Origin of the sequence: Actinoplanes siamensis (assembly GCF_016862395.1) — a bacterium.
GTDB classification, from domain to species: Bacteria; Actinomycetota; Actinomycetes; order Mycobacteriales; family Micromonosporaceae; genus Actinoplanes; species Actinoplanes siamensis.
In genome coordinates this window covers 1-13,195 of record NZ_BOMW01000106.1, presented here as the reverse complement: position 1 = coordinate 13,195, position 13,195 = coordinate 1, and the positions used below count along the sequence as shown (strand labels likewise).

The 13,195-nt window shown below is 74.0% G+C and carries 2 protein-coding genes; both read right to left on the bottom strand.

All coding sequences use genetic code 11. From position 1 onward, the window contains the following. The coding region (locus tag Asi03nite_RS36770; protein ID WP_203685138.1) for a beta-ketoacyl synthase N-terminal-like domain-containing protein at nucleotides 1–297 on the bottom strand (297 nt) is incomplete at its 3' end. A 2-nt stretch (nucleotides 298–299) separates the two neighbouring features. After that, nucleotides 300–13,130, bottom strand: a complete 12,831-nt coding sequence (locus tag Asi03nite_RS36765) for a type I polyketide synthase (RefSeq protein ID WP_203685137.1) — start codon at nucleotides 13,128–13,130, stop codon at nucleotides 300–302. Nucleotides 13,131–13,195: the final 65 nt, after the last annotated feature.

Genomic DNA, 13,195 nt, shown 5'->3' with positions numbered 1-13,195 from the left:
CAGGAAACCGCCTTCGCGGGTGTACGAGGTCCCGAGACGGCCCGGATCGGGATCGTACAGGCTTTCCAGGTCCCAGTCGCGGCCGTCGGGGAAGGTGCCGACCACGTCGCGTCCGGCGCTCAGAAGGTCCCAGAAGTCGTCCGGAGTGGCGACGCCGCCCGGCAGCCGGCAGGCCATGCCGACGATCGCGATCGGCTCGTGGGCGCGCTCCTCCAGGTCCTGGACGCGCTGACGGCTCTCCCGCAACTCGAACGTCGCCCGCTTGAGGTAGTCGCGCAGCTTTTGCTCGTTGTCCATGTCTACCTGCCGAGTTCGTTGTCGAGGGCGGCGAAGAGGTCGTCGTCGGTTTCCAGATCGAGGGCCGCGACGGTGGACCCGCCGTCCACCATCCGCAGCAGCCGGCGCAGTCGCGCGGCGACCGTCTCCGCGGAGGCGGTGGCGATGACGGCCTCCAGATCGTCCAGTGCCTTCTGGACGGGGTCGGGCGTCTCGCCGATCAGCTGCCGCCGGAGGTACGCGGCGAGGGCTTCCGTGGTCGGGTGATCGAAGACCAGCGTGCTGGGCAGCCTCAGCTCGGTGGCGGCAGTGAGCCGGTTGCGCAGCTCGACCGCGGTGAGCGAGTCGAAGCCCAGGTCGAGCAGACCACGCCGGACGTCGATGGTCCGCGGCGCCGGGTGGGCCAGCACGATGCCGACCTGCTCGCGGACGAAGGAGAGCAGCAGCGCCTCCTGCTCCGCCTCGCCGAGTCCCGCGAGCCGTTGCGCCAGCGGGACCTCCACCGGCGTGGCTCGCCGTCCGGCTCGGCGCCCGGTACGCACCAGGCCGCGGAACAGCTCAGGCAGCGCGTCCCCGAGCGAGCGCAGCGCGGTGAGGTCGAGCGCCACGGGCGCGAGCACCGGCCGGGAGTCCGCGCCCACGACCATGTCGAGCACCGTGAGCGCCTGCTCGTCCGGCATCGGCAGCACCCCGTTACGCATCAGCCGGGCCCGGTCGGCCTGCCCCAGGTCGTTCGCCATGCCGCCCTCCCACATGCCCCAGGCCAGGGACACCGCGGGCAGCCCGGCCCCACGCCGGTGCTCGGCCAGCGCGTCGAGGAACGTGTTGCCCGCGGCGTAGTTGGCCTGCCCGGCGTTGCCGATCAGGCCGGCGACCGAGGAGAAGAGAACGAAGTCGGTCAGCGGGAGGCCGGCGGTCAGCTCGTGCAGGTTCCAGGCGGCTGTCACCTTGGGCCGCAGGACCCGGGCGAGGCTCTGCTCGCTCATGGCCTGCACGGTGGAGTCGTCGACGACGCCGGCCGCGTGCACCACCGCGGTGAGCGGGTGCTCGCCCGGGATCGAGGCGAGCAGGTCGGCCAGCGCGTCCCGGTCGGCAACGTCGCAGGCCGCGACTCGCACCTCGGCGCCGAGCGCGGTCAGTTCGGCCGCGAGGTCCTCGGCGCCGCCGCGGCGGCTGGTGAGCAGCAGCCGGCGAGCGCCACGGGCGGTCACCAGATGCCGGGCGACCACGGCACCGAGCGCGCCCGTGCCGCCGGTGATCAGCACCGTGCGCTCCGGGTCGAAGCGGTCCTCGGACTCCGGAGGCCGTACCGGCTGCGGCGCCTTCGCCAGCCTGGTGACGAACGCCTGGCCGGCGCGCAGCTCCAGTTGCGGCCGCGGATCGGCGAGAGCCGCCGTACGCAATTCGTCGCTGGCCGGCAGCCCGTCGGTGATCACGTGCTGGAGGCGTCCCGGGTGTTCCGACTCGGCCGCCCGCAGGAGTCCGGACAGCGCGCTGTGTCCCAGTTCCCCGGTGCTCAGCACGGTGAGTCGCGCTCCGGGTGGCGTGTCGGCGCCGAGCCACTGCTGCACCAGCGTCAGCACCTCGCCGGTGACCTGCGCGGTCTCCTGCGGGGTGGCCGGTCGTACCGGCAGGACCACCACGTCGGGAACGGCGGCGGCGTCGGCCAGCAGCCCGGCGAGGTCGTCCGGGCCGAGCACGGCGACGGTGCCGGTGCCGGTGGCGGGAAGGTCCACCGCGGTTCGTTCGACCGCGTACACGTACGGGTCGGAGTGGCCGGCCGGCAGCTCTCGAAGCGTCAGCGCCTCGACGGTGGCGGCGAGCCGTCCCGTGTCGTCGGCGACGCGAACCGCGACGGCGCCGTCCGCACCGGCCGAAAGCCTCACCCGCAACGTGCCGCGCCCGGCTCCCGGCACCTGCACACCGCCGAAGGAGAAGGGCAGCCGGATCTGCGCCCGGTCCTCCAGCAACAGCGCGTGCAGCGCGGCGTCGAACAGCGCCGGATGTAGGGCGAACCCGTCGGCGTCGACGGACGCTCGCACCTCGGCGTAGAAGTCGTCACCCGATCGCCAGGCCGCCTGGAGTCCCTGGAAGGCCGGGCCGTAGCCGTAACCGCGGTCGGCGAGGCGGTCGTACAGGTCCTCGACCGGCTGAGGTTCGGCGCCGGCCGGCGGCCAGGACGCCATCTCGGGTTCGGGGTCCGGGCTTTCGGGAACGGCGGCCACCACGCTTCCGGTGGCATGCCGGGTCCAGGCGTCGCCGTCCTGGTCCCCACGGGAGTGGACGGCCACCGACCTGCGGCCGGATGCGTCGGGGCCGCCCACGGTGATCTGCAGCTTGAGCGCGCCGGTTTCCGGAAGGACCAGAGGTTCCTGCAGGACCAGCTCCTCCAGCCGCTCGCAGCCGACCTCGGCGCCCGCGTGCAGGGCGAGCTCCACCAGGGCCGTCCCCGGCACCAGCGGAATGCCGGCCACGGTGTGGTCCGCGAACCACGGGTGGCTGCGGGCCGAGACCCGGCCGGTGAACAGGACACCGTCGGAATCCGCGAGCGGAACTCCGGCACCGAGCAGCGGGTGGCGCGCGGAGTCCAGCCCCGCCGAGGTGACGTCGCCGCCACCGGGCCCCTCCGTGAGCCAGTAGTGCCGGCGCTGGAACGGGTACGTCGGCAGGTCCACGCTCCGGCCGGCGTTCTCGCCGAACAGGGCCCGCCACCGGACCGGAACGCCTCGCACATGGGCGTGGGCCACGGCGGTGACGACGGTGTGCGGCTCGGGGCGCCCGGCGCGCAGTACCGGCGCCAGCAGTGCCGTCGCGTCGAGGAAGTCCTGTCCCATGGCGCTGAGCACGCCGTCCGGGCCCAACTCCAGGAACGTCCGGACGCCCTCGGCCTGCAGCGCGCGGGCCGCGTCCAGGAACCGGACCGGCTGGCGGACGTGGCGGACCCAGTACTCCGCCGTGGTCAGCTCCTCGGCGACGACCGGCTTGCCGGTCAAGGCGGACACGATCGGGATCGTGGGCGGGGCGAACGCGAACTCCTTCACGATCGCGTGGAACTCGTCCAGCATCGGGTCCATGTGCGGGGAATGGAAGGCGTGGCTGACCCGCAGCCGCTTGGTCCTCCGCCCCTGAGCGGCCAGTTCCGCTCCGACCGCCTCGACGGCGGCCGTGTCGCCCGAGACGACCACGGAGGTGGGGCCGTTGACGGCGGCGATACCCAGCTGGTCCTCCCGTCCCTCGATCAGCCTCAGCACCTCCGTCTCGCCGGCCTCGACGGCGAGCATCGCTCCGCCACCGGGCAGGGCTCGCATCAGCCGGCCTCGGGCCGCGACGAGCTTCGCGGCGTCCGCCAGCGGGAGGACGCCGGCGACGTGCGCGGCAGCCAGCTCACCGATCGAGTGGCCGCCGAGGAAGTCCGGCCGCATCCCCCAGCCTTCGAGGAGCCGGTAGAGCGCCACCTCGGTGGCGAACAGCGCGGGCTGGGCGAAATCCGTCCGGTCCAGCAGCGCGGCGTCGTCACCCCAGAGAACGTCGCGCAGCGGCTTCTCCAGCCACCGGTCGAGCTCGGCGCAGACGGCGTCCAGGGCTTCGGCGTAGCCGGGGTAGACGGCGTACAGCTCCCGGCCCATGCCGAGCCGCTGGCTGCCCTGGCCGGTGAAGAGGAAGGCGGTACGGCCGGCCACCGGCGTGCCCCGCACGCTCAGCGCCGGGAGCCCACCGACCGCCTCCGGGACGGTGGCGGCCACCACCACAGCGCGGTGCTGCAGCGCGGCGCGCCCGGTGACCAGCGTGCCGCCTATCGCAGCCAGGTCCTCGTGCGCGGCCCCGGCGAGGACCGCGCCGATCCGGTCGGCCTGCGCCCGTAGAGCGGCCTCGTTGTACGCGGACAACACCAGCGGCACGACCGGCATCGGCTCCGGCGGCGCGACCGTCTCCGCGGCCGGCGGCTGCTCGACGATGACGTGGGCGTTGGTGCCGCTGATGCCGAACGAGGAGACGCCCGCCCGGCGCGGACGTCCGGCCTCGGGCCATGGCGTCGCCGCGGTGAGCAGCTCCACCTGGCCGGCGGACCAGTCCACGTGCGGGCTGGGCTCGTCGATGTGCAGGCTCTTCGGGACCATCCCGTACCGCATCGCCATGATCATTTTGATGACGCCGGCGACGCCGGAGGCGGCCTGGGAGTGTCCGATGTTCGACTTCAGCGAGCCCATCAGGATCGGGGACCGGCGTTCCCGCCCGTACGTGGCGAGTACCGCCTGGGCCTCGATCGGGTCACCCAGGGTGGTGCCGGTGCCGTGGGCCTCCAGCACGTCGACGTCCGCCGCGGCCAGACCCGCGTTGCCGAGCGCCTGACGGATCACCCTCTCCTGGGAGGGACCGTTGGGCGCGGTGAGACCGTTGCTCGCGCCGTCGTTGTTGACCGCCGTTCCCCGGACCAGGCCGAGGATCCGGCGGCCGTTGCGCCGTGCGTCGGAGAGCCGCTCCAGCAGCAGAACCCCCGCGCCCTCCGCCCACGCCGTCCCGTCCGCCTGCGCGGAGAAGGACTTGCACCGGCCGTCCGGGGCCAGTCCGCGCTGCCGGCTGAACTCGACGAAGAGCGTCGGGGCGGCCAGCACCGTCACGCCGCCGGCCAGCGCCAGCGCGCAGTCCCCGTTGCGCAGCGCCTGGGCGGCGAGGTGGATCGAGACCAGCGACGACGAGCAGGCCGTGTCGACGGTGATCGCGGGTCCCTGCAGGCCGAAGGTGTAGGCGACGCGCCCGGAGGCGACGCTGACCGTGCTGCCGACCGCCAGGTAGCCCTCCAACGCGTCGGGAGCGTCCTTCAGGCGCGCGGCGTAGTCGTTGGCCATGACACCGGCGAACACCCCGGTCTGGCTGCCCTTGAGCGAGGTCGGGTCGATGCCGGCACGCTCGAACGCCTCCCAGCAGATCTCCAGCAGCAGGCGCTGCTGCGGGTCGATGGCCGTGGCCTCGCGCGGACTCACGCCGAAGAGCTCGGGATCGAACCGCGCCGCGTCGTGGAGGAATCCGCCGTGCCGGGTGTACGAGGTGCCCAGGTGATCCGGGTCCGCGTCGTACAAGCCGTCCAGATCCCAGCCGCGGTCGTCCGGGAACGGTCCCATCGCGTCCCGCTCGTCGGCCAGCAGCTTCCACAGCTCCTCCGGCGAGCTGACCTCCCCCGGGTAGCGGCACGCCATGGCCACGATCGCGATCGGCTCGTCCGCGGCGGCGACGACAGGTGCGGCCGCCACCACTTCGGCGGCCGAACCGACGAGCTCGGCCCGCAGGAAGCGCGCCAGCTCGGTCGCGTCGGGGTGGTCGAACACCAGCGTCGCGGGCAGTTTCAGCCCGGACGCCGCGTTCAGGCGGTTGCGCAGTTCCACCGCCTTGAGCGAGTCGAAGCCCAGCTCGCTGAAGGCCCGGTCGGCGGGGACCTGGTCGGCGTCGGCGTACGCCAGCACCGATGCGACCGCCTCGCGAACCAGCTCCAGCACCACGCGTTCCTGTTCCGGGGAGGGCAGGCCGGCCAGTCGCTCCCGCAGTGAGCTCGCACCGGCCCGCTCGCCGGCCGCCACGCGCCGCGCCGGGCGCACCAGTTCGTGGAAGAGGGCGGCGAGCGTGCCGTCCTCGTTGCGCCCGCGCAGTCCGCTGTAGTCCAGCAGCGCCGGCACGAGCACGGGGCGACGGGTCGCCAGGGCCGCGTCGAACAACGCCAGCCCCTGGTCGCCGGTCATCGCGGCGATGCCGCTGCGGGACATCCGGGCCAGATCGGCGTCGGTCAGGTGGGCGGTCATCCCGCTGTCGTCCGCCCACAGGCCCCAGGCGAGCGACGTGCCCGGCAGCCCCAGCGCCCGGCGGTGCAGCGCGAGGGCGTCCAGATAGCTGTTGGCCGCCGCGTAGTTGGCCTGTCCCGGGGTGCCGGCCGTACCGGCCAGCGAGGAGAACAGGATGAACGCGTCCAGGCGCCGGTCGGCCGTGAGCTCGTGCAGGTGCCGGGCGGCGTCGATCTTCGGGCGCAGCACGGTGTCGAGCTGCTCGGGCGTCAGGGCTTGCAGCGTGCCGTCGTCGAGCACGCCGGCGGTGTGGAGCACCGCGGTGAGCGGACGCTCGGCGGGAATGCCCTGCAGAACCGCGGCGATCGCCGCGCGGTCGGCGGCGTCGCAGGCGACCACGGACGCCTCGGCCCCGTGGGCGAGGAGTTCGGCCTCCAGCTCCAGCATGCCCGCGGCCTCGTGTCCGCGGCGGCTCACCAGCAACAGGTGCCGCACGCCGTGCTCGGCGACGAGGTGGCGGGCGAACAGCCGGCCCAGCGTGCCTGTCGCACCCGTGACGAGCACGGTGCCCTCGGGGTTCAGGGCCGGCACGGTGTCGCGCGTCGCGGGCGACCGGACCAGACGCGGTACGAGCAGCGCTCCGTCCCGGAGACTCACCTGTGCTTCCGGGACCGCCAGCGCCCGGCCCAGCTCGTCCGCCGAGAGGGTCCCGGTGGTCACGTCGACCAGGCCGAACCGATCGGGATGCTCGGACATCGCGGTGCGGATCAGGCCCCAGACCGGAGCCGAGCCGAGGCCGGCCTCCGTACCGGCGGTGGTCGCGTCGCGGGTCACGAAGACCAGGCGCGCGCCGGCGAATCGCTCATCCGCGAGCCACTCCTGCGCGAGCCGCAAGGCGCGGTGCGCCACAGCCCCCGGTCCGTCGTCCCCGGCGACGGGGACGACGACGATCTGCGGGACTTCGACGATGCCGGACAGGTCCGGGTAGGTCCCCGCGGGGGCGGGCAGACCGCCGCCGGACCCGTCGAGCACGGCCCACCGGGTAACCGCGGGGCCGTCGGGCGCGGCCGTCCACCGCACCTCGAGAAGCGGTGGGGCCGTGGTGGTCGTGCCGGTCAGCAGCGCGGGGTCGACCGGGCGCAGGCCGAGCGACTTCACCGTCGCGATCGGTGCACCGGCCGCGTCGAAGAGGAACAAGGCGCTGCCCGAGCCGTACGGCGTGAGCCGCACCCGCAGCACGCCGGCGTTCGCCGCGTACAGCCGCACGCCGGTCCAGGCGAACGGCAGCACCAGCCCGCCGTCCCCGGCGAGCGCGAGGGGATGCAGAGCGGCGTCGAGCAGGGCCGGGTGAACCCCGAACTCGTCCGGAGCGACGTCCTTGGGCAGGGCGACCTCGGCGAACATCTCCTTCCCCGCGCGCCACAGCGCCCGCAAGCCCTGGAAGGCCGGGCCGTACTGGAAGCCGCGCTCGGCCAGGGTGTCGTATGCCGCCGCCAGATCGACCGGTTCGGCGCCGGCCGGCGGCCAGGCCGAGACATCCGGCAGCTCCGTACGGGTTTCCGCGGGGCCCAGCGTTCCGGTGGCGTGCCGGACCCACGGGCCGGGCGGCGCGTCGACGGCCGCGGGCTCCGGCCGGGAGTGGATCGACAGGGCGCGCCGGCCCTGCTCGTCCGGAGCGTCGACCACGACCTGGAGCTGCACCGCGCCGCGACCCGGGAGCACCAGCGGCGCCTGCAGCGTCAGCTCGTCGAGCTGGTCGAGACCCGCGTGATCTCCGGCCCGGATGGCGAGGTCCACGAAAGCGGCGCCCGGAAGGAGCACGGTGCCGGCCACGGCGTGGTCCGCCAGCCACGGCTGCCCGTTCAGGGCGATCCGCCCGCTCAGGACCAGCTTGTCCGCGTCGGCGAGCCGCAGCACCGCACCGATGAGCGGGTGGCGCTCGGCGGCCAGGCCGAGAACGCCCGCGTCGCCGGCGGGCGGCCGCCCGTCGAGCCAGCGGCGCTCCCGCTGGAACGGGTACGTGGGCAGGTCGACCGGGACACCGGGCCGCCCGGCAGCGGCCGGCCAGTCGACCGCCACGCCGTGCACGTGTGCCTCCGCGACCGAGGCCAGGAAGCGATCCCGTCCGCCGTCGTCACGGCGCAGCGACCCGACGACGGCGACGCCGCCGACACCGGCCTCGTCCGCCGTGTCGCCGAGGGCCGAGGTGAGGACCGGGTGGGCGCTGACCTCGATGAAGACGCGATGCCCGTCGGCGAGCAGGGCACGGGTGGCCTCCTGCAACTGGACGGTCCGGCGCAGGTTGCGGAACCAGTACGCGCCGTCGAGCTCCGCGCCGTCGAGCTGTTGCCCGGTGACCGTGGAGAAGAACCTGATGTCGCCGGTACGCGGCGTGACGCCGGCCAGCAGCTGCGGCAGCTCGTCCGCGAGCGCGTCGACGTGAGCCGAGTGCGAGGCGTAGTCGACCGGAACGGTGCGGGCGCGGTAACCTTCGGCCTCACCTCGCGCGACGAGTTCGGCCAGCGCCTGCGGGTCGCCGGAGACGACCGTACTGCTCGGGCCGTTGTGTGCGGCGATGTCGATCGCGCCGTCCCAGCGGGCGATGAGCGCGCGAACCTCGTCGGCCGGGAGAGCCACCGACACCATCGCGCCCGTGCCGGCCAGTTTCACGATCGCGCGGCTGCGCAGCGCGACGGTCTTCGCCGCGTCCTCGAGCGACAGTGCGCCCGCGACCACGGCCGCCGCGATCTCACCCTGCGAGTGACCGACCACCGCGTCCGGCTCGACGCCCAGCGAACGCCACAGCGCCGCCAGCGACACCATCACTGCCCACAGCGCGGGCTGCACCACATCCACCCGGTCGAGGCCCGGGGCGCCGTCCACACCGCGCAGCACGTCCAGCAAGGACCAGTCGGTGAACGGCTCCAGTGCGCGCGCGCACTCCGCCAGCCGCCCGGCGAACACCGGGGAGGAGTCGGAGAGCTCGAGCGCCATGCCCGGCCACTGCGAACCTTGACCGGGGAAGACGAACACCGTCTTGCCGGCGCCGACGGCCGTGCCCCGCACCAGATTCGTCGCGGGAGCACCGGCGGCCAGCGCCTGCAGACCGGCCAGCAACTCGTCGCGGTCCGCACCGGAGACGGCCGCGCGGTACGGGAGGTGCGGAGCCCGCGTCGCGAGGGCCGCGGCAACCGCCGCGGCGTCCGCGTCCGGCGTGGCCAGCAGTCCACGGATCTGCCCCGCCCGGGCCGCCAGCGCCGCCTCGCTCCGGGCGGACACCAGCACCGGCAGCCCCGCCACGACCGGCTCCCCGGCGACGGCCGGCTCCGCCCCCTGCTCCAGGATCACGTGCGCGTTCGTGCCGCTGATCCCGAACGACGACACCGAGGCGCGACGGGGCCGGCCGAGTTCCGGCCACTGCCGCGTCTGCGTCAGCAGTCTCACCGTGCCCGCCGACCAGTCGACCTCGGGTGTCGGCTCGGCCGCGTGCAGCGTCGCCGGGAGCTCGCCGTTACGCATCGCCATCAGCATCTTGATGATGCCCGCGACACCGGCGGCGGCCTGGGTGTGGCCGATGTTCGACTTGATGGAGCCGAGCCACAGCGGCTGGTCGCCGGACCGCTCCCGGCCGTACGTCGCCAGAAGCGCCTGCGCCTCGATCGGATCACCCAGCCGGGTGCCGGTGCCGTGCGCCTCCACGGCGTCGACGTCGGCGGCCGCCAGCCCGGCGTTGGCGAGCGCCTGACGAATCACCCGCTGCTGCGAGGGTCCGTTCGGGGCGGTGAGGCCGTTGCTCGCACCGTCCTGGTTGACCGCCGAGCCCTTGATCACGCCGAGGATGTCGTGTCCCAGCCGCCGGGCGTCCGACAGCCGCTCCAGCACCAGCACGCCCGCGCCCTCGGCCCAGCCCGTGCCGTCCGCCGCCGCCGAGAACGCCTTGCACCGGCCGTCCGGCGACAGTCCCCGCTGTCGGGAGAACTCGATGAACGTGTTCGGCGTCGACATCACGGTCACGCCGCCGGCGAGCGCCATCGAGCACTCGCCCCGGCGCAGCGCCTGAGCCGCCAGGTGCACCGCCACCAGCGACGAGGAGCAGGCCGTGTCCAGCGTCACCGCCGGACCCTCCAGGCCGAAGGTGTACGCCACCCGGCCCGACAGCACACTCGCGATCGTGCCCGTCAGCAGATGTCCCTCGAACCCCTCCGGAGCACTGCCCAGCCGCGATCCGTAGTCGTTGTACATCACGCCCGCGTACACGCCGGTCGAGGAGCCGCGCAGCGAGGTGGGATCGATGCCCGCCCGTTCCAGTGCCTCCCAGGCCACCTCCAGCAGCACACGCTGCTGCGGGTCCGTCGCCACCGCCTCACGCGGGCTCAGACCGAAGAACTCGGCGTCGAAATCCGCGGCGTCGTAGAGGAATCCGCCCTTTCGCGTGTACGACTTGCCGACCTTCTCGGGGTCCGGGTCGAAGAGCTCCTCCACGTCCCAGCCGCGGTCCGCCGGGAAATCGTCGATCGCGTCCCGGCCCTCGGCCACCAGCCGCCAGAGATCCTCCGGCGAACCCACCCCGCCCGGATAACGGCATCCCATGCCGACCACGGCGATCGGCTCGTCCGACCCGAGCTCATGGGCGACCACGGACGGGACGGCGGCCGATCCGGACGCCTGGAGCTGATCCAGCAGGAAGTCCGCCACCGCCTGCGGCGACGGGGAGTCGAAGACCAGCGTGCTCGGCAGCCGCAGTCCGGTCAGCTCGTTGAGCCGGTTGCGGAACTCGACAGCGGTCAGCGAATCGAAACCGGCATCCTTGAACGCCCTGCCCGCGGCGACCTCGACGCCGGGCCCGTATCCGAGTACGAGAGCCACGGTCTCCCGTACGGCGTCGAGCACTGCCTGTGCCCGGTCCTGCGCGGGGAGCTGGGCCAGCCGCCGGGCCCAGGACGAACCGGTGTCCGGGTCGGCGCCCGCCGCCTGCCGGCGACGCGCTCGCACCAGGCCGCTGTACAGGGCCGGGACAGCGGTCCCCTCGGCCAGGTCCAGCTCGGCCGGTACCAGCAGCGGCTCCGGCGAGCCGAGCGCGGCGTCGAACAGCGCCATGCCGCGTTCCGGTCCCAGCGGGACGACGCCGCTCCGCCTCCACCGCGCGACGTCCGCCTCCCCGAGGCCGCCGGCCATGCCCTCATCGCTGTCCCACAGACCCCAGGCCAGCGAGGTGGCGGGCAGGTTCCGCGCCCGGCGGTACTGGGCGAGAGCGTCCAGGAACGTGTTCGCGGACGCGTAATTCGCCTGGCCGGCATTGCCCACGAGACCGGCGATGGACGAGAAGACCACGAAGGACGACAACGTACGGTCGCGGGTGAGAAGGTGCAGGTTCCAGGCCGCGTCCGCCTTGGGGCGCAGCACCCGTTCCAGGTGACCGGCCGTCAGCGACCCGATCGTCGCGTCGTCCAGCACACCCGCCGTGTGCACTACGGCGGTCAGCGGGCGTTCGGCGGTCGCCTCGTCCAGCAGGCCGGCCAGCGCGTCGAGATCCGACACGTCGCAGGCGGCCACCGAAGCCCGCGCGCCCAGCTCCGCCAGTTCCGCCACGAACTGCGCGGCACCCGGGGCCGCACCGCCGCGGCGACTCACCAGCAGCAGGTGCCGCACGCCGTGATGCGAGACCAGCCGCCGTGCCACCAGGCGACCCAGCGTGCCCAGGCCGCCGGTCACCAGGACCGTGCCCTCCGGGTCCAGAGCCGGCGCGCCGGCCGTCGCACCTGTCGTCCGGGCCAGCCTCGGCACGAACAGCTCACCGTCGCGCACCGCGACTTCGGGCTCACCCGACGCCAGCACCGCCGGCAGCAGCCGCATCCCGTCCTCGTCGAGGTGAGCCAGAACCAGCCGGCCCGGGTGCTCGGACTGGGCGGCCCGGATCAGGCCCACCAGCGCGGCCGTGTGCAGCGCGCCGTCCGGCAGCGCGAACACCAGGCGGCTCTCGGCGAACTGCGGCGCGGTCAGCCATTCCTGCACCGTCTCCAGACCGCGCACCGCCGCCGTGTGGGTCCGCGGAAGGAGATCGGCCGCCTCTTCCCGATCGCCGATCACGATGAACTCCGGCGCCGGAAGGCCGGCGTCGACGGCGGCACGAAGCGCGCCCAGGCCGGCGTAGGGCGCCTCACCCACTCGGATCCACCGGTGCTCGGCGACGGGCTCGACCGTGGGTACCGGCGTCCAGGCCAGGCGGTACAGGCTTTCAACCGCCGGGCCGGCCGGTACGAGTTGATCGCGGCCGATCGGCAGCAGGGAGACCGCCCCGATCGTCGCGACCGGCGCGCCGGCCCCGTCCGCGACGACGAGGCGCGCGGTGTCCGGACCGGTGTGGGTCCAGCGGACCCGCAGCACGGTGGCGCCGACCGCGTGCACCGCGAAGCCCGAGAACGAGAACGGCAGGCGGATGGTGCTGCCGTCCTGGTCCGCCTCGAGCACCAGGACGAGTGGGTGCAGGGCCGCGTCGAGCAATGCGGGGTGGACACCGAAGCGACCGGCCTCGTCGTGCAGCCGGCCGGGCAGCACGACCTCGGCGAAGAGGTCGTCCCCGGCACGCCAGGCCGCACGGAGGCCGGAGAAGGACGGCCCGTACCCGTAACCCAGATCCTCGAGGCGGTCGTAGACGCCGTCCAGCGGGATGGCGACGCCGCCGGCCGGGGGCCACTGGTCCAGCCGGACCCCGGGCGCGGGGGCGAAGGACGTGAGCAAGCCGGCCGCGTGGGCGGTCCACGGCTGGTCGCCGGTCCTCGAGTACACCGTGAACCGGCGGTCGCCGCGCGCGTCGGCCCGATCGACGGTCAGCCGGATCGAGACGGCGGCGGTTCCGGTCAGGACGAGGGGCGTCTGCAGGGTGAGCTCCTCGACCGTGGCGTATCCGAGTTGCTCGGCGGCCTGGCCCGCCATTTCCAGGAAGGCCGTTCCCGGGACCAGCACCGTCCCGCCGATCGCGTGGTCGGCCAGCCACGGATGCGTCGGCAACGACACCGACCCGGAGAACTGCACGCCGTCACCGTCCGGGTCGGCGATCACCGCGGCCAGGAGGGGATGGTCCACCGTCGCCAGGCCCAGGCCCGACGCGTCACCGGACCGCGGCGCGTCCAGCCAGAAGCGCTCACGCT